Origin of the sequence: Kitasatospora sp. NPDC050463 (assembly GCF_040655255.1) — a bacterium.
Taxonomy (GTDB): domain Bacteria; phylum Actinomycetota; class Actinomycetes; order Streptomycetales; family Streptomycetaceae; genus Kitasatospora.
Map to the genome: position 1 here is coordinate 60,136 of NZ_JBFAJO010000040.1, position 22,459 is coordinate 82,594.

The window sequence follows — 22,459 nt, forward strand, 5'->3', positions numbered from 1 at the left end:
GGCTCCCTGACTTGCTTGTGGTGCTGGTGAACGGTGGGTGGTGGACGAGGGGGAGGGGCGGCGCCCGGTCACTCGGCGACCGCGACGTAGCGCCACCGGTCGTCCGGGTTTCCGGCCTCGGAGAGGTCGAGGGCCACGCCGGGGAGGGCTTCGCGGAGCCGCTGCTGGAGTTCCGCGGTGAGGTAGTGGTGGTGCAGGTCGAGCGCCCGCAGGTGGGTGAGCGGCTGGCCCTCCAGGAGGGCGGTCGCGCCCTGGTCGGTCAGCACGCCCATGGAGAGGTCGAGCGACTCGAGCCGGGCCACGACCGGGGCGTGGGCGACGGCGGCGGCGATCTCGTCCTGGACCTCGCTGTTCTGCAGGCCGAGGTGGCGCAGCGCCGGCAACCGGGCGCCGTCGAGGAATGGCGCCAGATCGTCGAGGGTGGAGTCGCCGCCGTAGTTCTCCACACCCAGCCAGAACTCCAGCCGCTCCAGGGCCGGGAACTCGCTGGACGCGACCGCCCGCAGCACCGCGGCCGGCAGGCCGCCCGACTCGAACCACAACGCCTTCAGGTGTTCGTGGCGCAGCGGCTGCAGGGCGAGACCGTCGCCCTCGACCACGCCTCCCGCGGCGCCGCGCACCACCAGCTCGGTGAGCAGTGGGTACGTCGTCAGCACAGGCGTCACGTCGACCATGTCGATCCAGGAGATCTCGTTCTCCTCGTACGTGATGTCGCCGATGAAAAGGGCGCGCAGCGCCGGAAGCCGGTCGGCCGCGGCGACGATCGCCGCCAGCGGCTCGGCGAAGCTCTCCGGACCGTCCGTGGACCACTCGCCGACCACCACGGCGCGGACCCGCTCGGCGTCGACCGCGTCGAGGAACTGCTGCCAGCGCTCGACGAACGACTTCGGCGAGTCGTACTCGACGCCGACCTTCCAGGCGACCGCCGCCACCTCCGGCAGGGCGGAGCCGTCGTCGACGGCCTGGGCGAAGTCGAGGACCGGGAGGCCGTGGAACTCTTCGATGTGCTCGCCGACCGTCATGTGCTGCTCCTCCGGGGTTGGGGCCGGACAACTGTCTACCAGCCGGGTCCGACAAACCGGTCGTCGGGGGCGGTGGCCGGGCGCGCTGTCAGACCCCTGCCCTACGTTTCGGAGCGTGAGATTCCGACGTCCGTCGGGTCGGTCAGGGAGGACTGATGTACCGCCAGGGTGACGTGCTGATCGTGCCGACCGCGGAGGCCGCCGTGCCCCCGAGGGTGGCGGCGCTGGCCGCGCAGCCGAGGGACGCCCGGGGCCGGCTGGTGCTGGCGCTCGGTGAGGTCACCGGCCACGCGCACGCCGTGGTCGGCCCGGGGGAGCTGCGCCGGGAGGCCGGGCCGTTCGGTGCCGCCTGGCTGCGCCTGCCCGAGGGCGGCCGGGTGGTGCACGAGGAGCACGCCGCGATACCCCTGCCCAAGGGCTGGTACCGGGTGGTGCGTCAGCGCGAGTACGCGCCGGGCGCGGTGCGCGTCGTCGCGGACTGACGAGGCGGCGCCCGGGGAGGCGGTGCGGCCGTGCTGCGTCCGGTACCCGGGGCGCTCACGGTGAATGGAACAAGCGGGTCGGACGACCGGGCGCAGTACCCGGGCGGGACAGGAGCAGGTGTGAGGGTGACGGAGCAGACGGTCGTGCCGGCCGAGGCGGCGGCCCGCTGGCGGGCGGGCGCGGCGGCCACCGGTCCGGCCGACCGGGCCGCGGTCGAGCACGCGGTGCGCGCCGCCTACCGGGCGGCCGGGCTGGCCGAGCCGGCCGCGGTCCGGTGGTTCGGCTCGCCGTCGGCGGCGGCCGAGGAGGCCCTGGAGTTGCGGGCCGCCGGCGCGGTGAGCGTTCGTGAGGCCGTTCGCACACTGCCGTGGGAGGCGGCCAGACGGCAGGCCGTGGAGCAGGTCGGCGCGGCGGGGTGGGCGCCGCTCTGGGCGTTGACCGGGGGTGAACTCGGCCCGGTGACCAACGCACTGGCCGGGCGGATCCGCGACGTGGTGCTCGACCGGCTCGCCCCCGAGCCCGACTTCGAACGGGCCGACCGGCCCGAGACCGATGCCGCCCGTGCCCGTCGCACCGCGGTCCGGCTCGTCCTGCTGGACGCGGTCAGGGGTCAGTACGACGCCCCGTGGTTCGCCGCCTTCGAGGCGGCGGGCGTGCTCACCGGAGCATCGGCAGCCGGGACCGACAAGGCAGCCGGGGTGGAAAGGTCCGGGGAGGCCCGGCAGGCCGGGGTCGAGGCGCTCGCCGAGGTCGCACGCGGCGCCGGCTGGTGGTGGCCGTACGAGGGCGTGGCCCTGGTCAGCGAGCGGCCGGTCGCGCTGCACCGCGACGAGGCGGGCCGGCTCGACCGGGCCGACGGTCCGGCTCTGGAGTTCGCCGACGGCTTCGCGCTGCATGCCTGGCGCGGCATGCCCGTCCCGGCCGACTTCCTGTCCGGCCTCGGTGAGGTCACCGTCGAGCGGATCCGTACGGAGGAGAACGCCGAACTGCGCCGCGTCCTGCTGGAGCACTACGGCTACGAGCGGTATCTGGCGGACTCCGGCGCCGAGCCGCTGCACCGCGACGGGACGGGCGTGCTCTGGCGGATCCAACTCCCGGACGACGAGCCGGTGGTGATGGTCGAGGTGGTCAACTCCACCGCCGAGCCCGACGGTACCTTCCGTACCTACTGGCTGCGCGTCCCGCCGAGCACCCGCACCGCCCGGGCCGGGGTGGCCTGGACCTTCGGCATACCCGAGGCGGAGTACCACCCGCAGCGCGAGACCTGAGCGGCCGCCTTCGCCGCCGGACGCTCTCGCGTTCCCCGGCCCGGCGTGCCCGGCCCGGCGTGCCGTGCCCGGCACGTCGAGACGAGAGCTGCGTCCCCAAGGCCGGTCACCGACCGGCCACCTACCTCTGACAGGGTGAACGAATGCCCACGTACGACGAGCGCCCACCCGATCCCCACCCCGTCCGCCGCGCACCGTGGTCGGACACCGCCCCGGTCCACAGCGATCTCCGTACGGCGAAGGTGCTCGTCTACGACCCCTGCGGGTTCAGCTGTACGCAGCCGGCTCCCGAGGCCGAGAGCGCCGAGTACGCCGCGCACACCTTCACCCTTGACGGACTCTCCGTCCGGTTCCGCGCGGCCAGGACGACCCCCACCAAGGTCGGCCAGTTCGTCACCGTGTGGAAGAGGTCCCCGGGCGGGCCCATTCAACCCTTCGACGCCGCCGACCCCGTCGACCTCCTCGTCATCGGCACCCGCGACCGTCACCATGCCGGCCAGTTCGTGCTCCCGATGGACGTGCTCCGCCGGCACGGCGTCGTCTCGGTCGACGGATCCGGCGGAAAGCGGGCCTTCCGCGTCTATCCGCCCTGGGTGACCACCACCAACCGCCGGGCCGCAGGCGCGCAGGCGTGGCAGCTGGACCACTTCCTGCACCTGCCCCAGGACGCGCCCGTCGACCGCGTCCGTGCCCGGGAGCTCTACCACCCGTAGCCGGGTGCCGCCGCTGCGCGGGGACGGGCGCGGATTCCGGCCGGCTCCGGGGACGGCGCGGGCGCAAATACCACCGCCCGCGCCGGGGAGGCGCGGGCGGTGGCGGCGGTTCGGATTCCGCGCGGTACCGCTCGGTACTGGGCGGTGCTGCGCGGTACCGCTTCGTTCAGATGGTCAGTATATCTCGTTGCCGTTGAACGAGCCGACGACGTTGTCGCCGCCGGTGTTGAAGATGTCGGCCCCGGCGAGCTGGTTGCCGGTGCCGATGACCGTGATGGTCGTGGTGGTCACCACGGGGCCGTCGGCGAATGCCTGGGACGGTACGGCGGCGGCGCCGATGGCGGCCAGGAGGACGGCGACGGTGCGGACGGTACGGTACATGGCGTAATCCCTTCGTGGACTAACGTGCTCTGCACGCTAGGGGCTCGGGGCACGCCCCTGGTGGGAATGTCACCTGAATGGGGTGTGGTGCGTGTCGTCCCGCGGCCGGCGTCGCTGGTTCCCGGCCACTACGGGAGCGAGGGGCGGTAGACCGTCAGGGCGTTCGGCGCCTTGGCCAGCCGCAGGGCGCCGGAGGCCGGCAGGCTCTCGCCGTCGACGGCGATCCGGTCGGCGTCTCCCAGTGAGTCGAGCCCCAGGGCGGTCAGTCGGGCCGAGTGGTAGACCCGCGAGCGGGCCAGCGTGCCGGAGAGGAAGGCGGCCGCGAGCCTGGTCCGGGCGAACGGGCTGCCGCCGTCCACCACGCGGATGTCCAACAGCCCGTCGGCCAGGCCGGTCCGGCGGGTGGGGGCGAAGCCCGGCGGGTCGTAGGCGCCGTTGCCCGCGAACAGCAGCCACACCCGCCGGCTGCGCCCGCCCGCCTCGACGGTGACCGGTTCGGCCGCGGCGAGGGCCCGGATGACGGCCACCGCCAGGGCCGGCCACTTGCCCAGTCGGCCCTCCAACGACTCACGGAGCCGGACCAGTTCGGGGTACACGCCGAGGCTGAAGGTGTTCAGGAAGATCCGCCGCTCGGTGTCGTCGGCGGCCAGGCCCAGATCGACCCCGCAGGCGGACCCGGCCTCCACAGCGGCCGCCGTCGCGTCCGGTGACTCGATCCCGAGGTCCATGGCGAAGTGGTTGAGCGTGCCGCCGGGGAAGACGGCCAGCGGCAGATTGCGCTCGACCGCCAGCGAGGCGGCCAGGTTGACGCTGCCGTCGCCGCCGCAGACCCCGAGGGCGCCGCCGGCCGCCGCCGCCTGGTCGGCCGCCTCGGCGAGCAGGGCGGGCAGGTCGTCGTCCGGTCCGCAGACCCGCACCTGCGCGCTCGGCAGGAGTGTGCGCAGGCCGGCGGCGGTCTCCTCCGGGTCGCTGGTCAGCAACGCCCCGTTCCCGGAGCCGCTGTTGACCACCACCGACAGCCCGGCCCCCGCCGCCAGTGCCGGCGCCGCCCGGCGCGGCGGACCGGCGGGCGGCGGCCGGTCGTTCGCCCGGGGCCACCAGCGCAGCGTCAGCGCCGCCAGCCCCGAACCCAGCGCGAATCCGGCCAGCACATCGCCGGGGTAGTGCGCGCCGGTGTAGATCCGCGACGCCCCGACGGCGGCCGCCACCGGCGCCACCGCCAGGCCCAGCAGCGGGGCCTCGATCGCGACGGCCGTCGCGAAGGCGGCGGCCGAGGCGGAGTGGCCGGACGGGAACGAACTCGTCACCGGCTGCCGGAGCAACTGCCGCACCAGCGGCACCTGGTCCAGCACGGGGCGCGGACGCCGGGTCAGCTGCTTGGCGGCGATGTTGGCCGCGACCGAGGCCAGCGCCAGCGACCCGACCCCCCGCAGGGCCGCCCGCCGCCCGGCCCGGCCACCGACCGCTCCGAGCACGGCGGCCGTGCCCATCCAGAGCATCCCGTGGTCCGCGGACCGGCTCAGACGGCGCAGCCACGGCTGGGCGTGGCGCAGGCGCGCCAGCGCCACCCGGTCGAACAGGGCCCGGTCCACCGCGTCGAGTCGCCTCATCCCATCGAGCCTAGACGTGCTCCCGCAGATCCGCAGGACATTGAGTACGGGTACTCAGGCACGCCGGGGCCGGGCGGCGAACACTGGTGGCAGCCCGACCGCCCACCGGAGGACCGAACCAGCCATGCTCAGCCGCGCCGCCGCCCTCCTCGTACCCGCCTTCGGCTCCCTGCGGGTGAGCGCCGACCCCGGCGCCGCGCTCGCCCCCGGGAGCATCGTCGCGGCCAACCACACCTCGCTCGCCGACCCCGCGATCGTGTTCGCCGCCCTGCACCGCCTCGGCGCGCGGCCGGTGGTGCTCGCCGCGGCCGGCCTGTGGCGCGTGCCGCTGCTCGGGCGGCTGCTGCGCCGCGAGGGACACATCCCCGTCCACCGCGGCACCGAGCACGCCGCCGACGCCCTGGACCGGGCCGCCGACGCGCTCGCCGCCGGACACCTGGTGCTCATCTACGGCGAGGGCGGCCTGCCGCGCCGCGGCGACTCCGGCGAGTCGGCGCCCGGCCCGTTCCGCAGCGGCCTCGCCCGGCTGGCAGCGGCCACCGGCGCGCCGGTCGTCCCGCTCGGGCAGGCGGGCGCCCGCCGGCTGACCTCGGGCGGCCCGGTCAAGCAGCTGGCCGGCCTCGCCACCGCCCCGGCGCGCCGGCCGGCCCTGCACGTCCACCTCGGCACGCCACTGCACCTGGACGACGACCTCGCCACCGCGACGGCCACCGCCCACCGCGCGGTGACGGCGGCCTGGGCGGCGGCAGCCCGCAGCGCGGCCCGCTGACGGGCGGCCGTCCGGGTGCGGGCCGGCCCACCACCCGAGCACGTGCGGTACCGGGGTCGTGCCGAGACGAAGGCGAGCCGGATCATCTCCCGCCCCTGCCTGATCCCGGCCGCCCCCGGTCGCAAGGTCGGGGAAGGCGCACCGAGCACCGGACGAGCTCCTTCCGGCCTTGCCCATGGCGTTCGGACTGGCCTTGACGTCAACGTCACGTCATATCTTCGAATAACCACTGCCACGCGCGTGTGGCAGTGGATCACACACAGAGCGGAACACACGGCTATGCCTTCTACGACTGAACCCGGCGACCGCGCAGCCCTGGTCGAGCACGACCGGCGCTTCTTCGACGCACTGGTGGGCGCCGACACCGTTCGCTTGGGCGAGCTGCTGGCGGATGACTTCATCCTGGTCGGCGTCGAGGACGGTTCGGTGGTACCCCGATCCGCCCTGTTGGCGGCGGTCTCCTCCGGAGCCGTCACGTTCCCCGCCATCGAGTCCTTCCCCCAGGAGGCTGTTGTCCGCCGCATCGGTGACGTCGGCATTGTCGTCGGGCGGACGAGCATGAACTTCGTCGATTCCGCCGGCACCGCCTTTGCAGCCGGAAGCCGCTACACCCACGTCTTCGCCGCGGACTCCACCGCAGGATGGCGTCTCGTCTCCGCTCAAGGCACCCGGATCACGTCCCCGGAGGCGTGAAGGCGCTGGGGCAATTTCGACCGGGACAAGAGACGTACCGGGTCGGGTCGGGCTCGTCCCGCGGGCAGGCCACCTCCCTCAGCTCGCTTATGCTGGGGGCCGTGACACCGAGAGCGGGGCAGGGGCCAGTACTGCGGGCCGATGCTGCGCGCAACCGCGCCAGGGTGCTGCAGGTCGCCCGCGAGCAGCTGGCCGTCGGTGACGACTCCCTTCAGCTGAATGCCATCGCCAAGCTCGCCGGCCTGGGGGTCGGGACCGTGTACCGGCACTTCCCCAACCGCCATGCGCTGGTGGAGGCGCTGTCGGCGGACCGCTTCCGGGAGCTGGTCGGCGAGGCGCAGGCGGCCGCCGCCGAGGAGGACGCGCTCGCGGGCCTGCATCGCCTGCTTCGTTTCGCTCTCGACCGCGCGCTGGACGATCCGGGGTTCGCGTCCGTGCTGGAGTCCGCGAGCGATGCCGAGGCGCAGACCTCGCAGATGAAGGCCGAGCTGGACCGCGCCGTCGCGGAGCTGCTGGACCGCGCACGTCTGGCCGGTGCCATCCGGGTCGGCATTCGGGCGGACGACGTGCGCCGCCTGCTCTGCGGCGTCGAGCATGCCGTGCGCTCCGGCGACAGTGACCCTGCGCGCCGCGGGCTCTACCTGGACGTCCTTCTTGAGGGGCTGCGCCCTCCGCGCTGACGGCGCGCTCGATCTCCTCGTCGCGGACCGGCCCGTTGGTGTTCGTCATCAGCTCCGTGAGGAGCTGGAGATTGCCGTGGACCTTCTTCGCGGCCCCGGCGACGAGGGCGCGGTGCAGGTCGAAGGCGCGCAGGAACAGGTCGCTGCGGGCGGTCGACCAGGCTTCGTCGGACCGGGGTGAGCCGAGTTCCTGGTCGCGCTCGTCGTGGTGGAGCCAGCCGACGGGCAGGGAGGTCAGCGTAAGCCACACGCACGCCCTGTGCCCGGGAGGTGCTGTCCGGGCACGCGGGCGGCGGGCGCGGGGGCAGCGTGCCGTTGCGGGTGTCGGACCTCCGGGGCTGCGGGCCGTCGGCCCGGCTCGGCTGATGGGGCGTCACACCACGTCGGGCGGCCGGGACAGCGGGCTCCGGCAGCTGTGCAGGGGAAGGAGCGGGCGCCGCTCACGGCGGGGCGTAGGGCTCCGGGAGGACGGGCGGGTGGGACCGCGGTCCCGGATGCGTCGTACCAGAGGTGCAGCGGTGAGGGGTTGCTCTCGTCCTGTGCGTGGACGACCCCAACGGGCCGTGGGTGGTTCGCTGGAAACCACCCGGGAGGCCCCCGGGAACCCCTCCACCGACAGGAGTTCCTCCGTGAACGAGCGTGTGTCGCCCCGGTTCCGCCTCCGTCGCCGACCCGGCGGGCGGGCCCGCACAGCGGTGGCCGTCATCGCCGGCGCGCTGACGATCGGCACGCTGACGATCGGCGTGCCGTCCTCGGCCACGGCCTCGACGGCCTTCGCCTCCGACCCGGCGTCCGTCGGCGACGCCGCGTCCGCCTCGCGACGGCCGGATGGCGTCCAGCAGCGGTTGGAGGCCCTGGTGCGGGACTTCAAGGCACCGGCCGCGCTGGCCACCGTCACCGACCGGGACGGCCGGACCCGCCGGTACACGGCCGGAGTCGGTGACCTGACCACCGGGGCGAAGGTGCCGGTGGACGGTCAGGTGCGGGTCGGCAGCAACACCAAGGCCTTCACCTCGGTGGTCGTGCTGCAGCTGGTCGGCGAGGGCAAGGTGGGGCTCGACGCCTTCGTCGACACCTACCTGCCCGGCCTGCTGCGCGGGGACGGCATCGACGGCCGGAACATTACCGTCCGTCAGCTCCTCCAGCACACCTCGGGTCTGCCCAACTACACGGAATACCTGGAGGGCGGCCGGCTGGACCGGTACTACGAGCCCCGCGACCTCCTCGACCTCGCGCTCGCTCACAAGTCCGACTTCACTCCTGGCGACGGCTGGAGGTACAGCAACACCGGGTACCTGGTCGCCGGGATGATCATCCAGAAGATCACGGGCCGGCCGGTGGGTGAGGAGATCACCCACCGCGTCATCGACCGGATCGGTCTGCGGCACACCTACTTCCCGGTGCCGGGGGACACCACCGTGCACGAGGCGCACCCCGAGGGCTACGACCGGCTGACGCCGGACGGCCCGCTCACCGACGTCACTCGGCAGGACATGTCCTGGGGCTGGGCCGCAGGGGCGCTGGTCTCCACCAACACCGATCTCAACCGGTTCTACACGGAGCTGATAGGCGGCGGCCTGCTCGCCCCGGACCAGCTCGCGCAGATGCGCACGACCGTCCCGGTGGACGAGTACCTCGGCAAGGGGGCCCGCTACGGGTTGGGTCTGGTCAGCTTCCCGCTGACGTGCGACGGCGTCTACTGGGGCCACGGCGGCACCCTTCCCGGCTATGTGACCCGCGGCGGCGTCACCGAGGACGGCCGCGCCGCCAACATCGCGGTGACCACCGTGCCCTCCGTCGAGGCCAAGCCGCGCATCGCCGCCGATGTGGACGCGGCCCTCTGCCGGTAGACCGGTACTGCCGCGCCCGACCTGACCGGGGATGCCGGCGGCGGCCTGGAACCGCAGGACGACCGACGTGGCGATGACCCGGTCGGTGAACAGCAGCTGGTGATTCGGCCCCCCGCGCCGACCGCCCGCAACCGGCTGCGGCCTCGACGCTGGCGCAGTCGGCCCTCCTCGGCGGCGATCCATGCCTCGGCCAACTCTGCGATCGGCGAACCGAGTCGACGGCGCTTCAGGCCCGTGAAGACACGATGAGACAGGGCCGTGCGGCCAAGGTATTGCGTCACAGCAGTACCCGACCCGCGCGGTCCCGTGCGTGCCCCGGCAGAGGCTTGATCGTGTCAGTGCGCCACCTTGCTGTGTTCGAGCGCCGGTTCAACCCGAGCTCGGGAGGCCGGAGAGCAGGGCAGCGGCAGCTCTGTCGAAAGGGGCGATGCTGCCCGCGGCGCGACACAGGATGTGGGCGCCTTCGAGTGTGACGATCATGAGGGTGGCCAGATCGGCGGCCTGGGACGCGCTCATTCCGGCGTGGGTGAGTTTGCCGGCGAGTTCGCCGCCCCATCCGGTGAATGCTTCGGCCGCGACGGCGCGCAGGCTGCTCTGGTCGGCGATGGCCGCACCGCCGTCGACGGTGACCGCCGCGATCGCGCAGCCGCCACCCCCGGCGGACGCCTGCACCACGGGGCGGACGCTGCCGAGGAACGCCTCCACGACTTCGCGTGGCGTGCGGGCCGGCAGTTCGTGCAGGTGGCTGCGGACGTCTTCGGCGTTGCGGCGGGCGGCTTCGAGTGCGAGTTGCTGTTTGCCGCCCGGGAAGTGGTGATAGATCGCTCCGCGCGCGGCACCGCTCTCGGCCAGGACGTCGGTGAAGGACATCGCGGCCAGGCCGTGGCGCTGCAGCAGTCCGATTGCTGCGCTGATCATGCGGGACTTCGTGTCCGCGGCCATCGGGACCCCCTTGACTAGTACGGCCATCCTAGTCCATGCTCGGCCCACTAGGACGCACGTACTAGTAGGTGGGCTTGACCGCCCCCGAAGCCGGAGGTTTGTGATGGGCAAGACGTTTCTCTATACCGAGATCCAGGCAGCAGTGCCGTTCGATCAGTTCGACTGGCGCCAGATCAATGCCGCGCTGAAGACCGCACCGGGCCTGATCCGCAAGACGTGGCTGTCCGGCATCGGAACGCACACCGTCGGTGGCTTCTACGAGTTCGACAGCGCCGAGAACGCCCTGGCCTTCGCTCAGGGCCCCTTCGCCGAAGAGGCCCGCCGAGCAGGTGCCCCGGCGACGACACGACTGTTCGACGGCGACATCGTCAAAGACGCCAGTATCGACCTGAACTCGCCCTACTACGCCTGACACCGCAGGTTGCCGCCGAGTCGGCTCTGAACACCGCCTCGCTCCACCGCCGGGGCGAGGCGGCCTCAACGGAAAGTCATCTCGATGAACATCACGCGCCACCCCGAGAACACCGTGAGCTGGATCGACCTCGGCACCCCCGACATGGGGACGACGACGGCGTTCTACACCGCGCTGTTCGGCTGGACCGTCGCCCGACCGGACTCCAACGGCTACCGGCTCTGCACGCTGCGCGGCCGTCTCGTCGCCGCGTTGGGGCCGGCCGAGGACGCAGGCGCACCGTACTGGACGACCAACGTCACCGTGTCGGACCTCCAAGCCACCGCTACCCGCTTCACCAACCTGGGCGCCCAGATCATCGTGGCACCGACCCAAGTCGGGACGCTCGGCCACGCCGCCGTCACGATCGACCCCGTCGGCGCACCACTGTCACTCTGGCAGCCCGGAACCCAGGAGGGCATGCAGCTGAACCACGAACCGGGGACCTTCGCCCGCATCAGCCTTCTCACCGACCACTCCGCGACGGCCGCCGCCTTCTACCGACCAGCACTGCACTGGAACTCCAACCCCCGACACACCGAGTTCCGGTTGCCGAACAACTCCATCGCCGCCACCGGCAAGCCGCCAGGGAAACCAACGGCGCAGCGATCACTCTGGCTGGTCGGTTTCGCCAGCGGCAGACTCACCGCCGACGTCAAGCGGGCCCGACAGCTCGGTGCAACCGAAGTTCGCCAGGACTCCGACGGAGACGTGATCATGCGCGATCCCACCGGCGCTCTGTTCGGCCTTACCCAGCACGTCCGTCAGTCCCGCTCCGCCCGAACGCGTTGCCCCAGGCAATCGCGCACCAAGTTGTGAGCTCGTCCTGCGAACGGGCAACCTGATCAAGGCCTTTGGGTCGGATCCGGTGGCCGCGCTCCAGGAAGCCGTCACGGCTCTTCCGGCTGACAAGATGCGCGGTCCTACGCTGCGCGATCTCGGCGACCAGCTCGGGGCGGCGACGCTCGGCCGCCCGGACGATCGCACGGGCAGCGCGCTCGGCGTCCATCGAGAGCAGCGGCATGGAGGCCGCCGTGGCGAACCAGGAGTACTCGGCTCCGGGGCGGCCGTGGAATCGTGCGGCGGTGTGCGATCCGGTGCGCAACAGCCCCGGCAGGACGGTGGTGACGCTCACCCCCGTTCCCGCAGGGTGTTCCCGAACGGGACGCGCAGCAGTTCAGCCTGCCCGCCGGGGACCTGGCCGTAGAGCTTGGTGTAGCCGAACAGCGAGGCGCCGCTGCCGTACTCCCGCACCTGGGTGGTCTCGCACTGCGAGTGCAGACCCTGCTGGCAGGTGTGGCAGGTCCCGCAGGACACGTTGAACGGAATCACCACCCGGTCGCCCACCCGCACGGCGGTCACCTCGGGCCCGACCTCCTGAACGATGCCCATGGGCTCGTGGCCGAGGATGTCGCCGACATCGAGGAAGGGGCCCAGGACCTCGTAGAGATGGAGGTCCGACCCGCACAGTCCGCTGGTGGTCACCTTGATGATCACATCGGCCGGATCCTTGATCGCCGGATCGGGAACGGTGTCGACACGGACATCCCGTCTGCCGTGCCAGGTCAAGGCCTTCATCATCACTCCTCACGGGGCCGTACCAACATCCGCCTTCCGCGTCTGTCCACCCTTCTGCCCACGAAACGGGCGCGTCCGCCGCGGGCCTGCTACTGGGCAGCAACGATGATCCCGTCCAGTAGCAGGCCTGAACCCGCGCGGCCACGAGAGCCGGAGGCTCAGTGCGCCGTTGCTGGGAAGCGTTCCCAGACCCGGTGCGTGCCCAGCCACTCCGCCACGATCGGGACGGCCTGCTCGGTGTCGGTGGCGGTGAAGACGCCGGGGGCATGCGGGTCGATTCCGGCCGCCGCCCACAGGGCGCGGGAATCCGCGAGGCCGGCGATCGGCTTGGCGTGCCGGTAGGCCTCGTTGATGAGGAGGATGATGCGGGAGTCGAGGGCGGGCTGGCCGCCGGCGACGGCGCCGGACTTGGCGTCCCGGGCACCGTGGTCATCGGCACCGCGCGCGGGCGCGCCGGCCACCAGCAGGGCGTCGAACTCGACGGACCGCGCCGCGGCGTAGGTCCGCTGCACGGCGAGGTCGTCCGCCGGCGGCGCCCCGGTGGGTGCGATGATCAACGGCATCAGCCCGGCGTCGAGTGCGGCTTCCCGCAGCTGCCGCACCACGTCCACGTCGCTGGTGGCGGCGGTGATGATGCCGAGGACCCGGCCGGTGGCCGGCCACCGCTGCCCGACCTGGGAAAGGGCCGGGCTCGCCGCCACCTCGACCAGAGCGCCGGCCGCCGCCTGGGGAGCGGGCAGGCCGAGTCCCTGGGCGACCTCGCGGCACAGTACCTCGTCGATGCGCGCCAGGACGGTCAGGACCCGCTCCTTGATCGCCTGCTCGTACACCTTGGACAGCTCGAAGGTGTAGGCGGCGATCACGTGCTCGCGCTCGACGGGGCTCAGGCTCAGCCAGAACAGACGCGGCTGGCTGAAGTGGTCGTCGAACGACGCCGGGGCCTCCCGGACCTTGGCCGCGCCGGAGATCGGGACGGGGTGTTCGATGAAGGCGTGCTCGCCCGGTCCGGCGAAGAACGGGCAGCCGCCGTCCAGCGAGTTCGGCTTGTAGGGGGCGACGCCGCTGTGCACGGCGTCCTGGTGGAACCCGTCGCGCAGCATGTCGTTGACCGGGGCGTGGGTGCGGTTGACCGGGATCTGCGCGAAGTTCGGGCCACCGAGCCGGGTGATCTGGGTGTCCAGGTAGGAGAACAGCCGGCCGGCGAGCAGCGCGTCGTCGGTGATGTCGATGCCCGGCACCAGGTGCCCCGGGTGGAAGGCGACCTGTTCGGTCTCGGCGAAGAAGTTCGTCGGGTTGGCGTCGAGGGTGAGCAGGCCGACCGGCTGAACGGGGGCGAGCTCCTCGGGGACGATCTTCGTCGGGTCCAGCAGGTCGATGCCCGCGAAGGTCTGCTCCGGGGTGTCGGGGAAGGTCTGGATGCCGAGCTCCCACTGGGGGAAGTTCCCCGCCTCGATCGCGTCCGCGAGGTCGCGGCGGTGGAAGTCCGGGTCCGTGCCGCCCAGCAGCTGGGCCTCCTCCCAGACGAGGGAGTGCACGCCGGCCTTCGGCTTCCAGTGCCACTTGACCAGCGTGCTCGCGCCTTCGGCGTTGACGAGGCGGAAGGTGTGGACGCCGAAGCCCTCCATCATCCGGTAGGAGCGGGGGATGCCCCGGTCGGACATGTTCCACAGGGTGTGATGGGTGGCCTCGGTGTGCAGGGACACGAAGTCCCAGAACGTGTCGTGCGCGGACTGCGCCTGCGGGATCTCCCGGTCCGGGTGCGGCTTGGCGGCGTGCACCACGTCCGGGAACTTGATCGCGTCCTGGATGAAGAACACCGGAATGTTGTTGCCGACCAGGTCGAACACGCCGTCGCTGGTGTAGAACTTCGTCGCGAAGCCGCGGGTGTCCCGCACCGTGTCGGCGGACCCACGCGAGCCGAGCACGGTGGAGAACCGCACGAACACCGGCGTCTCCACCCCTTCGGCGAGGAACGCGGCCTTGCAGACGCCGGTGGCGGTGCCGTAGCCGCGGAAGGTGCCGTGGGCGGCCGCGCCTCTGGCGTGCACGACCCGCTCGGGGATCCGCTCGTGGTCGAAGTGCATGATCTTCTCGCGCAGGTGGTGGTCCTGCAGTAGCACCGGGCCCCGTGGTCCGGCCTTCAGCGAGTGATCCGAGTCCGGCAGCCGAACACCCTGGGCGGTCGTCAGGTAGCCGCCGTTCTGCGCCGCCGCGTCCACGGGCGCACCGCTGTCCCGCCCGGTCGGTGACAGCGAGGCGGGCGGGCGCTGATCGGGCTTCGGAGGCAACGGCGCCGTCGGTTCGGTCGGCTCCGCCAGCCGCGGAGGCTCGACGCCGGGCGCGCCGGGCACCCTTGGGCGCTCTGCGGAAGGCATGCCCTCCGCGGCCTCCATCACCCTGTCCACGATCTTCTTCACCGGTCCCGGCTCAGCCACGTCATCCTCCTCAGGGCTTCTGCAACCCACCGCGGATAACCCGGAATCCCTGCGGCCAAACGAATCGCCGCGCAAACGAGTGGAAGGCCGGCCCAGGCCCGGAAAGACGCCGCGCCGAGCACGATCGCCGGGGCACAGCGCCGCCGCTGGGCCTGCTTGCCGAGGTGCGCCGGGCCCACGGACCGGTCCGCGCGGTGCGCCACGGTCAGGCAGGTCGAGGAGCGCGCGCGAGCTGGCTGTCGGCTCGGGAGAGCGCGAGGGGCTGTCGGTCGGGGTCGGTGGCGCCGGGGGTGGCGTGGTAGGCGAGGCCGGGGCCGCTCAGCTCGGCGGGGCCGCCGGTGCGAGGGAGGAAGGCGGCGTGTCCCGGTGGCAAGGTCGCAACCGTGTCGTCCCTGCGGATGGTGATCTCGCCTTGGAGGCAGAGCACGATGTCGGGGCCGGGGTGTCGGAGGGTGACCGTTGCGTCAGGTCCGGTGCGGTAGCTGGTGAGTCGGAACTGCGGTGCGGGGGTGGGGTAGGTCTTGCCGTGGTCTCCGGTGGCCACCGGGCGGATCGTGTCCGGCTGGGTCGGACTGAAGTCGGTGACCGCCAGGAGCTCAGGGAGGTCGATGTGCTTGGGGGTGAGGCCGCCGCGCAGGACGTTGTCGGAGGCGGCCATGATCTCGATGCCGGTGCCGTGCAGGTAGGCGTGCAGGGTTCGCCCGGGGACGTAGAGGGCCTCGCCCGGGGCCAGCTCCAGCAGGTTGAGGAGCATCGAGGTGACGACGCCCATGTCGTCCGGGTATGCCTGGGCGAGTCTGGCGGCCCAGGTGGCCCGGAGGCCGGTTCGGCGTGAGCAGGCGGAGCGGACCTCGGCGATCACCCGCTTTCGCTCGGCTCGGGGCCAGGTCAGCAGGGCGGTGACCGCGGCACGCAGGTCGCCGGCCCGCAGGTGGGCGGTCACGTCGGAAAGGGCGCTGACGTCGAGTGAGTCGAGCAGTTCGGCGGACTGCGCAGGGTCGGCGAAGCCGCAGAGGGCCGTGAACGGTGTGAGTGCGCAGAGGAGTTCGGGCTTGGGCTGGTCGTCGTGATAGGAGCGGTGAGGGTCGTCGGGGGAGACCCCGGCGGCCTCCTCGGCGGCGTGTCCGGCGGCGGCCTGCTCGGCGTCGGGGTGGACCTGGAGCGAGAGCGGGTGCTCGACTGCCAGTACCTTCAGCAGGAAGGGCAGTTGGCCGCGGCCGGGACCGAGCGCGGTGGCGGGGGCGGAGGTGATCAGGTCGAGGAGTGTCCGGCGGCCGTCATCGGCGAGCACGGAAGGTGCGGTCGGATGAGCGCCCATCCAGAGTTCGGCCTCGGGCTCGGCTGTGGGGGCGGGGCGGCCTTGGAGGTCGGCGAGGGTGGTGTGCGATCCCCAGGCGTAGGCGCGGATGGGGCTGTCGAGCCGGTACAGGGCCATGGTGTCCTCTGTGCGGTTTCGGTCGGTTCGGGGTCGCGCTGATCGGACCCGGGTGCGCGGGCGATCCGACGTGCTGCGCGACATGCCCTGCAGGTGAGACCCGAGGGCGGCGCGCTGTGCGTGGGGCTGCGCCCGCTCAGTGGCCCTGCGCGTGGCGGGCGGCGCCGATGAGCCCGGAGTGGCGTCCCAGGGTTGCCCGTCGGATCCGGAGCTTGCGGAGTGCGGGTGTGCTGTCACGGGAGACGGCTTCGCGCAGGGGAGTGAGCAGGACCTCGCCCGCGGCGGAGACTCCGCCGGCGATGACGACGAGGTCGAGGTCGAGGAGGATCGTGGCGGTGATGATGCCGGTGGCGAGGTGGTCGGTTCCGCGCCGGAAGGCGGCGACGGGGATGCGGTCCCCGGCTGCGGCGGCCTCGGCGAGTTCGGGTGTGCTGTGGCCGGTCCAGCCGTTGGCGTGGGCCCAGCGCACCATGGCCGGTCCACTGGCCCCGGTCTCGACGCAGCCGGTCCGGCCGCAGGCGCAGCGTTCACCGGCGGGGTCGGCGGTGAGGTGGCCGATGAATCCGGCGTTGCCGGCGGAGCCGGACAAGGGCCTTCCGTCCAGGACGAGGCCGCCGCCGATGCCGGTGGAGACGACGATCCCCAGGAGGGCGTTGCTGCCCCGGCCGGCGCCGAGCCAGTGTTCGCCGAGGGCTGCGGCGGTGGAGTCGTGGATCAGGACCGGGTCCGGTCCGCCGACGGCGTCACTCACGGCGTCGACGATGTCGAAGTCGCGCCAGGCGGGGATGTTGACCGGGCTGATGGTGCCGCGCGCGGTGTCGATCGGGCCGGCGGAGGCGATGCCGACGCCGGCCAGCGGCAGCTCACCGGCGACGTCTGCGGCCAGCTCGGTGAGCGCCCCGGTGACCAGGTGTGCCTGCTCCTGGGTGGCGGTGGGGGTGGGGACCTCGCGGTGGTGGATGACCTGGCCGTCACCGGTGACGATCGCGGCGGCGAGCTTGGTGCCGCCGATGTCGATGGCGAGGTAGTGGTCAACTGGCGCCATGGTCGGTGTCCTTGTGCGTAGGGGCCGGGTTTCGCCGGAGCCGCGCGGGATCAGGATGGTGGGCATCACGATGGTGCGCGGCGGGGAGGTGTCCCCGTGGATACGGGCGCAGAGCAGGTGGGCGGCGGTCGTGCCGACCGAGACCGGGTCCTGGGCGATGCCGGCGCCCTCCCACGCCGCCGGGTGGGCCCGTCAACCCTTGACCGCTCCTGAAGTGAGTCCCTGGACGATGTACCGGCTCGCGAACGCGAACAGCACCATGGTCGGCGCGATCGTCAGCACGGCAGCGGCGGACATCGAACCCCAGTCGATGTTGAAGCTGGAGATGAAGTCGTTCAGCGCGGTGGGGACGGTCTTCCTGGCGTCGCCGTTCATCAAGGTGACGGACAGGAACAGCTCGTTCCAGCAGTTCACGAAGTTGAAGATGAACGCGGCGACGATGCCTGGCCGCAGCACCGGGAGCAGGACCCGGAACAGCGCCCCGAACCGCGAGCAGCCGTCGATCATGGCCGCCTCCTCCAGGGCGTCCGGGATGGCCTCGAAGAAGCCGCGGAGCATCACGGTGCAGAAGGGGATGCAGATCGCTGTGTAGACCAGGGTGAGCCCGAGACGGTTGTCGACCAGGCCGAGGTGGGTCATCAGCAGGTAGAGCGGGCCGAGCGCGATGAAAGACGGGATCATCTGCGTGACCAGGGCTGCCATCATCGTCGCGCCCTTGCCGCGGAACTCGAAGCGGGCCAGCACGTAGGCCGAGAGCATCGCGATGGTGGTGGCCGTCGCGCCGGCGGCGGCGGCGCAGATCAGGCTGTTGATCAGGTACGTGCCGAACTGGGCATGGGAGAACAGCCCGGTGTAGTTCTCGAAGGAGATGTGGTCCGGCCAGTAGGAGATCGGGAAGCTGAAGATCGCCCCGGGGCCCTTCAGGGAGGTCACGATGATCCAGTAGAGCGGGAACAGCGTGATCACCAGCCAGATCCCCAGGAAGGCGAAGCGGGCGGCGCGGCCGGCGGCGGAGGGCTTGTTGATCACGAGGTGGATCCTTTCCGCTCGCGCGTGGCCGTGAGGTAGAAGAGTGAGAAGACGAACAGCGTCGCCATCACGATGAGGCCGAGCGCGGAGGCCTTGCCGTAGTTTCCCTGTTGGGCGATGGAGATCATCCACGTCGTCACGATGTGGGTCTGGTCCGCGGGCCCGCCGCCGGTCATGCCGAAGATGAGGTCCGGGAAGTTGAAGATCCAGATGACGCGGAGCAGCACGGTGAGGCTGAGCGTCCCGCGGATCGAGGGGATGGTGACGTTGAACAGCGTGCGGACCCGGCCGGCCCCGTCGAGGGCCGACGCCTCGTAGAGTTCGTCCGGGATGGACTGCAGCGCGGCCAGGATCATGATCGCGAAGAACGTGACGCCGTACCAGACGTTGGCGATGACCACGGCGGTCATCGCCGTATCCGGGTCGGCCAGCCACGGGATCGGCTGGCTGATCAGGCCCGCCCTCTGCAGCAGGTCGTTGACGACACCGAACTCGCCGTTGAACATCCAGCGGAACAGGATGCCGATCAGGAAACCGGAGATCGCCCACGGGAAGAAGATCAACGCCTGGTACAGCCCGCGCAGGCGGAACCGGCGCCTGAGCCACAACGCGATCGCGAAGCCGATCAGGAACTGCGGCACGATCGAGGCGACGACCCAGAAGACCGTGTTGCTCAGCACGGTGCCCCATGCCGGGTCGGCGAAGATGTCCCGGAAATTGCCCAGACCGATCCACGAGGTGTCGGTCAGGTCGTTGAGGTTCCAGTGCCGGAAGGCCATCTGGCTGCCGGTGATCATCGGGTAGTAGACGAAGACCGTGACGGCCAGTACGGCCGGCGCGAGGAAGCCGGCGATGGTGAGTCCGCGGCGGACGTTGAACACCCGCTTGCGCGGGGTGTGGCCGCCGGGGGCGGTGCGTGTGGCGCGCGGAGCGCCCCCCGTCGTGGCGGGGCGCTCCGTGTGCTCGGGAGTTGACAGTGTCATTTCCCGCCTTCCTGGTGTGATTCGGGCGGCTACTGGTTCGGCTGGTTCTTCCACTTCGCGGTCCAGTACGCGTCCCAGTCGGCGAGCAGGTCCTTGGTGCTGACCTTGCCGAGCAGCATCCGCTGGACGTCGGCGTCGGCCTTCTGGCTCCACTCCGACCACCAGGCCACCGAGCGCGGCTGGACGACGGTGAGGTACTTGTCCGGGCTCTGGTTCATCGCCAGGTAGCTCGCCCAGGGCCCGGTCTTGTAGAAGGGGTCGTCGGCGGCGCTCTTGACGACCGGCACCAGGCCGTTCTCCTTGGTGAACGTGGCGGACGCGTCGCCCTGGGCGAGGAACTCGATGAGCTTGGCGGTCTCGTCCTTGTGCTTGCTGCTCGCCGCCGTTCCCCAGCCCGCGCTCCCGACCGGCTGGCAGCCCTTCCCGCCCGGGCCGGTCAGCAGGGGAGCCGTGTTCCACTGGCCCGTGTTGATCGCCTTCGACTGTCCCACCGTGGCGATCACCTCCGGGTCCTGGAGCAGGAAGGCGGTGGAGCCGCTGGAGAAGCCCTGCACCATCTCCGGGAAGCCCCAGGCGACCGAGGAAGGCGGTGAGGCCTGCTGGAACAGCTTGAGATAGGTGTTCAGGGCGTCCAGCGCCTCGGGCGCCGCGAAGATGGTGCGCCCGTCGGTCAGCTTGTAGGCGTCGTCCCGGTCGATCTTGTCGGCCACGTACGCCTCGATCTGCAACACGGCGAGGTTGCTGCCGCCCTTGCCGCCCCGGAACGCGTAGCCGTACTGGTGCAGGTCGGGCTTCTGGACGGCCGAGGCCTGGGTGAGCAGGTCGTCCCAGCTTGCGGGCGGCGTGCTGAAGCCGGCCTTGGCCGTCAGGTCGGTGCGGTAGTAGAGGGTCAGGCCGTAGAAGCCGTACGGGATGTAGAAGGTACGGCCCTTGGTGTCCTTGGAGTACCTGGTGGCGTTGTCCGTCAGACCGGCCCAACCGCTCCAGTCCTTCAGCTCCGGCGCCATGTCGTGCAGCCAGCCGTTGGTGGAGAACGCGCCGACGGTGGTGTCGCGGACTTCGAGGGCGTCGATGCCGGTGCCGGACTGCAGCATCTGCTGGATCTTCTGGTCCGCCTGATCGGTCGGCGGCGAGATCAGGTCGACCTTGATGGTCGGGTTCTGCGCCTCGAACTGGCCGATCAGCTTCTTGAGCACGACGGTGCGGCTCGGGTTGGTCAGGCTCTCGACCATCGAGATGTGCACTGCGCCGCTCTTGCCGCCCGCCGAGCCGCCGTCGGCGCAGGCGCTCAGCGCCAATGCCGAGGCCACCGCAAGGGTGACTGCCATGTTCCTGGTTCTCATCGCTGTCCTCTTTCGTGGGGGTCGATGCGATGGACGCATCCGGGGGGCCTTCGTGGGGGAACTCGCTAGCGTGCTGATCGGGCCTTGAGAGCCCAGTCGCCGAGCACCGGGACACAGCGCTCTGCGAAGTACTCGAAATCGGCGGGCGTGTTGTACACGTGGGTCGACAGCCGGAAGTAGCCGATGCCGTCGAAGCTGGTGAACGCCACCTCGACGCCCAGCTCGGCCGCGACCCGGTCGCGCAGGGCATCGGCGTCCTCACGGCTGTTCGCCAGACCTGCGGGGAGCCGCACCAGCCGCAGGGCGTTCACCGGCATCCCGACGTCGACGGCGGCGTGCTCGCCGGTGAGCCGCGCCATCGCCGCCCCGATGGTCTCCTCGGCGTAGTCGGCCAGCTTGCGAAGATACTCGCGAGCGGTCTCCCAGCCCCAGGTCTGCTGGATGAAGTCCAGCGCGGCGGGCGCCGCCAGGTAGCCGGTGACGTCGAGGGTGCCCTGGTTGTCGAAGCGCTGCGGGAACGGCTCCCGGGCGGCCCAGGAATCGATCAGCGGGTACAGCTCGTTGCGCAGTCCGCTGCCGGCCACCAGCGCGGCGGCGCCTCGCGGGGCGCATCCGAACTTGTGCAGGTTGCCGATCCAGACGTCGAACTCCAGCCCGGCCAGGGGGTCTTCGGCGAGCCCGGGCACGTGCGCCCCGTCGATCAGCAGCGGGATGCCGTGCTCCCTGGCAGCCGCACCGACCTCCTTCACCGGCATCCAGCGCGCGGTGGAGGAGGTGATGTGGTCCAGGACTATCAGCCCGGTCCGATCGGTGATCTGCGCGAGCACCGCCTCGGCGGCCTGCTCCGCGGTGGCGTCCAGTGGCACGTGGGCGATGCGGACGGTGCCGCCCCAGCGGCGCGCCAGCCGCTCGGCGCCCATGGTCACCGCACCGTACCCGTGGTCGGTCACCACGACTTCGCCGCCGCGCCGCGCCGGGAGGCTGCCGTAGACGACGCTGGCCCCGCCGCTGGCGTTGGGGACCAGCGCCAGGTTGCGCACGTCGACCCGGAGGAAGTCGGCGATGGCCGCCCGTGCCCCGGCCACCCGCCCCGGCAGCGCCGGGAACCACACCACCGGTGCCCGGTCCATCTCGGCGCGGAGCCGCTGCTGCTCCTGCTGAGCCGCCAGCGGGACGGCCCCGAAGGATCCGTGGTTGAGGTGCTTCATCGCCGGGTCCAGAGTCCATGCCTGCGCGGCGGGACGGCCGTCGGGGAGGAGCAGAGGGCGCGGCGCGGGGTTCACTGTCCGGTCTCAGTGAAGGTGAACCATAGTGAGGCTGTGACCAGCGATGGTTCAGATTGAGTGAGACGCGGTGTTGGCGGTCGTCTCACTCAACCTGTCACCTGAGAGCCCTGCGTTGCTTCGCGCTCGGCTGTGAAGTCGTCGAGGAGTTGAAAGAGGACCTTGATCGCCTGCTTCTCATCGTCGGGCGGCAGGTCCGAGATCCTGTCCCAGCCGTCTGGGAGCGCGATGTGCAGCACCTGGCCGGGCCAGGCATGACTGCACTCGCGGCCTCGGCGGGCGACGAGCCATTCGTGCCAGCCTGCGAGCCCATGTCCGCCATGACGGACGGCGTGCTGGTCGTAGCCGGTCAGAAACGCGGTCAGCAGGTGTGAACCGCCCCGGGTTCGATAGAGACCTCAGCTTGTGGTTGTGACCTGTGGTTTTGCAGTTGTGAGGTGGTAGGTGTTCTCGTACTCGACGGGCG

21 protein-coding genes and 1 pseudogene are annotated in these 22,459 nt (G+C 71.6%); 9 read left to right on the plus strand and 13 right to left on the minus strand.

Annotated features, from left to right (window positions below; genetic code table 11):
- Positions 1 to 68 precede the first annotated feature (68 nt).
- On the minus strand, positions 69 to 1,022 hold the full coding sequence (locus AB0J08_RS24475) for an STM4015 family protein (RefSeq protein WP_360638094.1): 954 nt from the start codon (positions 1,020 to 1,022) through the stop codon (positions 69 to 71).
- Between the two features lie 155 nt (positions 1,023 to 1,177).
- On the opposite strand from AB0J08_RS24475, the gene AB0J08_RS24480 reads away from it, so the two are divergent.
- From AB0J08_RS24480 to AB0J08_RS24490, 3 genes are all read left to right on the plus strand, one after another.
- Complete coding sequence (locus tag AB0J08_RS24480) at positions 1,178 to 1,504, plus strand: hypothetical protein (protein WP_360638097.1); 327 nt, start codon at positions 1,178 to 1,180, stop codon at positions 1,502 to 1,504.
- A 126-nt stretch (positions 1,505 to 1,630) separates the two neighbouring features.
- The gene (locus tag AB0J08_RS24485) at positions 1,631 to 2,773 is read left to right on the plus strand and encodes a DUF6745 domain-containing protein (protein ID WP_360638100.1); all 1,143 of its coding nucleotides are present in this window, start codon (positions 1,631 to 1,633) and stop codon (positions 2,771 to 2,773) included.
- 143 nt (positions 2,774 to 2,916) lie between these two features.
- Positions 2,917 to 3,486: a MepB family protein gene (locus AB0J08_RS24490; protein ID WP_360638103.1), complete on the plus strand. Its 570-nt coding sequence runs from the start codon at positions 2,917 to 2,919 to the stop codon at positions 3,484 to 3,486.
- 174 nt (positions 3,487 to 3,660) lie between these two features.
- Here AB0J08_RS24490 and AB0J08_RS24495 read toward each other — a convergent pair whose 3' ends face one another.
- Both AB0J08_RS24495 and AB0J08_RS24500 read right to left on the minus strand, forming a co-directional pair.
- Complete coding sequence (locus tag AB0J08_RS24495) at positions 3,661 to 3,867, minus strand: hypothetical protein (protein ID WP_360638106.1); 207 nt, start codon at positions 3,865 to 3,867, stop codon at positions 3,661 to 3,663.
- 128 nt (positions 3,868 to 3,995) lie between these two features.
- Entirely contained in the window at positions 3,996 to 5,477 is a 1,482-nt protein-coding gene (locus AB0J08_RS24500; RefSeq protein ID WP_360638109.1) for a phosphatase PAP2 family protein, read from the minus strand.
- A 124-nt stretch (positions 5,478 to 5,601) separates the two neighbouring features.
- On the opposite strand from AB0J08_RS24500, the gene AB0J08_RS24505 reads away from it, so the two are divergent.
- The 4 genes from AB0J08_RS24505 (at position 5,602) to AB0J08_RS24520 (ending at position 9,469) form a co-directional block, all read left to right on the plus strand.
- Positions 5,602 to 6,246, plus strand: coding sequence for a lysophospholipid acyltransferase family protein (locus tag AB0J08_RS24505; protein ID WP_360638112.1), 645 nt, complete (start codon positions 5,602 to 5,604; stop codon positions 6,244 to 6,246).
- A 279-nt stretch (positions 6,247 to 6,525) separates the two neighbouring features.
- Entirely contained in the window at positions 6,526 to 6,939 is a 414-nt protein-coding gene (locus AB0J08_RS24510) for a nuclear transport factor 2 family protein (protein ID WP_360638114.1), read from the plus strand.
- 101 nt (positions 6,940 to 7,040) lie between these two features.
- Complete coding sequence (locus tag AB0J08_RS24515) at positions 7,041 to 7,619, plus strand: helix-turn-helix domain-containing protein (RefSeq protein ID WP_360638117.1); 579 nt, start codon at positions 7,041 to 7,043, stop codon at positions 7,617 to 7,619.
- Between the two features lie 743 nt (positions 7,620 to 8,362).
- A complete protein-coding gene (locus tag AB0J08_RS24520) occupies positions 8,363 to 9,469 on the plus strand; it encodes a serine hydrolase domain-containing protein (protein WP_360638156.1) in 1,107 nt (368 codons plus the stop codon).
- 369 nt (positions 9,470 to 9,838) lie between these two features.
- On the opposite strand, the gene AB0J08_RS24525 is transcribed toward AB0J08_RS24520, so the two are convergent.
- The gene (locus AB0J08_RS24525) at positions 9,839 to 10,387 is read right to left on the minus strand and encodes a TetR/AcrR family transcriptional regulator (protein WP_360638120.1); all 549 of its coding nucleotides are present in this window, start codon (positions 10,385 to 10,387) and stop codon (positions 9,839 to 9,841) included.
- A 127-nt stretch (positions 10,388 to 10,514) separates the two neighbouring features.
- Between AB0J08_RS24525 and AB0J08_RS24530 the strand changes: the two genes are divergently transcribed.
- On the plus strand, positions 10,515 to 10,823 hold the full coding sequence (locus AB0J08_RS24530) for a hypothetical protein (RefSeq protein ID WP_360638123.1): 309 nt from the start codon (positions 10,515 to 10,517) through the stop codon (positions 10,821 to 10,823).
- A gap of 84 nt (positions 10,824 to 10,907) precedes the next feature.
- The gene (locus tag AB0J08_RS24535) at positions 10,908 to 11,681 is read left to right on the plus strand and encodes a VOC family protein (RefSeq protein ID WP_360638126.1); all 774 of its coding nucleotides are present in this window, start codon (positions 10,908 to 10,910) and stop codon (positions 11,679 to 11,681) included.
- A 327-nt stretch (positions 11,682 to 12,008) separates the two neighbouring features.
- Here AB0J08_RS24535 and AB0J08_RS24540 read toward each other — a convergent pair.
- The 9 genes and pseudogenes from AB0J08_RS24540 to AB0J08_RS24580 all read right to left on the minus strand — a co-directional run.
- Positions 12,009 to 12,440 (minus strand): annotated as a pseudogene (locus AB0J08_RS24540) (alcohol dehydrogenase catalytic domain-containing protein); the annotation flags it as partial.
- Between the two features lie 158 nt (positions 12,441 to 12,598).
- Positions 12,599 to 14,815: a catalase gene (locus tag AB0J08_RS24545; RefSeq protein ID WP_360638159.1), complete on the minus strand. Its 2,217-nt coding sequence runs from the start codon at positions 14,813 to 14,815 to the stop codon at positions 12,599 to 12,601.
- 265 nt (positions 14,816 to 15,080) lie between these two features.
- Complete coding sequence (gene manA / locus AB0J08_RS24550) at positions 15,081 to 16,310, minus strand: mannose-6-phosphate isomerase, class I (RefSeq protein WP_360638129.1); 1,230 nt, start codon at positions 16,308 to 16,310, stop codon at positions 15,081 to 15,083.
- Positions 16,311 to 16,446: 136 nt separating this feature from the next.
- Positions 16,447 to 17,355: an ROK family protein gene (locus AB0J08_RS24555; protein ID WP_360638132.1), complete on the minus strand. Its 909-nt coding sequence runs from the start codon at positions 17,353 to 17,355 to the stop codon at positions 16,447 to 16,449.
- A gap of 192 nt (positions 17,356 to 17,547) precedes the next feature.
- The gene (locus AB0J08_RS24560) at positions 17,548 to 18,384 is read right to left on the minus strand and encodes a carbohydrate ABC transporter permease (protein ID WP_360638135.1); all 837 of its coding nucleotides are present in this window, start codon (positions 18,382 to 18,384) and stop codon (positions 17,548 to 17,550) included.
- Positions 18,381 to 19,367, minus strand: coding sequence for a sugar ABC transporter permease (locus tag AB0J08_RS24565; RefSeq protein ID WP_360638138.1), 987 nt, complete (start codon positions 19,365 to 19,367; stop codon positions 18,381 to 18,383). The genes AB0J08_RS24560 and AB0J08_RS24565 overlap by 4 nt, the downstream gene beginning before the upstream one ends.
- A gap of 29 nt (positions 19,368 to 19,396) precedes the next feature.
- The gene (locus AB0J08_RS24570) at positions 19,397 to 20,695 is read right to left on the minus strand and encodes a sugar ABC transporter substrate-binding protein (RefSeq protein ID WP_360638141.1); all 1,299 of its coding nucleotides are present in this window, start codon (positions 20,693 to 20,695) and stop codon (positions 19,397 to 19,399) included.
- An 80-nt stretch (positions 20,696 to 20,775) separates the two neighbouring features.
- On the minus strand, positions 20,776 to 21,918 hold the full coding sequence (locus AB0J08_RS24575; RefSeq protein WP_360638144.1) for an aminotransferase class V-fold PLP-dependent enzyme: 1,143 nt from the start codon (positions 21,916 to 21,918) through the stop codon (positions 20,776 to 20,778).
- A 164-nt stretch (positions 21,919 to 22,082) separates the two neighbouring features.
- The gene (locus AB0J08_RS24580; protein WP_360638147.1) at positions 22,083 to 22,232 is read right to left on the minus strand and encodes a hypothetical protein; all 150 of its coding nucleotides are present in this window, start codon (positions 22,230 to 22,232) and stop codon (positions 22,083 to 22,085) included.
- Between the last annotated feature and the right edge of the window lie 227 nt (positions 22,233 to 22,459).

Excerpts from the sequence above, each read along its gene's own strand:
- AB0J08_RS24475 (WP_360638094.1), bottom strand. The coding sequence starts at position 1,022 with ATGACGGTCGGCGAGCACATCGAAGAGTTCCACGGCCTCCCGGTCCTC.
- AB0J08_RS24480 (WP_360638097.1), top strand. The coding sequence starts at position 1,178 with ATGTACCGCCAGGGTGACGTGCTGATCGTGCCGACCGCGGAGGCCGCC.
- AB0J08_RS24490 (WP_360638103.1), top strand. The coding sequence starts at position 2,917 with ATGCCCACGTACGACGAGCGCCCACCCGATCCCCACCCCGTCCGCCGC.
- AB0J08_RS24495 (WP_360638106.1), bottom strand. The coding sequence starts at position 3,867 with ATGTACCGTACCGTCCGCACCGTCGCCGTCCTCCTGGCCGCCATCGGC.
- AB0J08_RS24500 (WP_360638109.1), bottom strand. The coding sequence starts at position 5,477 with ATGAGGCGACTCGACGCGGTGGACCGGGCCCTGTTCGACCGGGTGGCG.
- AB0J08_RS24505 (WP_360638112.1), top strand. The coding sequence starts at position 5,602 with ATGCTCAGCCGCGCCGCCGCCCTCCTCGTACCCGCCTTCGGCTCCCTG.
- AB0J08_RS24510 (WP_360638114.1), top strand. The coding sequence starts at position 6,526 with ATGCCTTCTACGACTGAACCCGGCGACCGCGCAGCCCTGGTCGAGCAC.
- AB0J08_RS24525 (WP_360638120.1), bottom strand. The coding sequence starts at position 10,387 with ATGATCAGCGCAGCAATCGGACTGCTGCAGCGCCACGGCCTGGCCGCG.
- AB0J08_RS24530 (WP_360638123.1), top strand. The coding sequence starts at position 10,515 with ATGGGCAAGACGTTTCTCTATACCGAGATCCAGGCAGCAGTGCCGTTC.
- AB0J08_RS24535 (WP_360638126.1), top strand. The coding sequence starts at position 10,908 with ATGAACATCACGCGCCACCCCGAGAACACCGTGAGCTGGATCGACCTC.
- AB0J08_RS24545 (WP_360638159.1), bottom strand. The coding sequence starts at position 14,815 with ATGCCTTCCGCAGAGCGCCCAAGGGTGCCCGGCGCGCCCGGCGTCGAG.
- manA (WP_360638129.1), bottom strand. The coding sequence starts at position 16,310 with ATGGCCCTGTACCGGCTCGACAGCCCCATCCGCGCCTACGCCTGGGGA.
- AB0J08_RS24555 (WP_360638132.1), bottom strand. The coding sequence starts at position 17,355 with ATGGCGCCAGTTGACCACTACCTCGCCATCGACATCGGCGGCACCAAG.
- AB0J08_RS24565 (WP_360638138.1), bottom strand. The coding sequence starts at position 19,367 with ATGACACTGTCAACTCCCGAGCACACGGAGCGCCCCGCCACGACGGGG.
- AB0J08_RS24570 (WP_360638141.1), bottom strand. The coding sequence starts at position 20,695 with ATGGCAGTCACCCTTGCGGTGGCCTCGGCATTGGCGCTGAGCGCCTGC.
- AB0J08_RS24575 (WP_360638144.1), bottom strand. The coding sequence starts at position 21,918 with ATGAAGCACCTCAACCACGGATCCTTCGGGGCCGTCCCGCTGGCGGCT.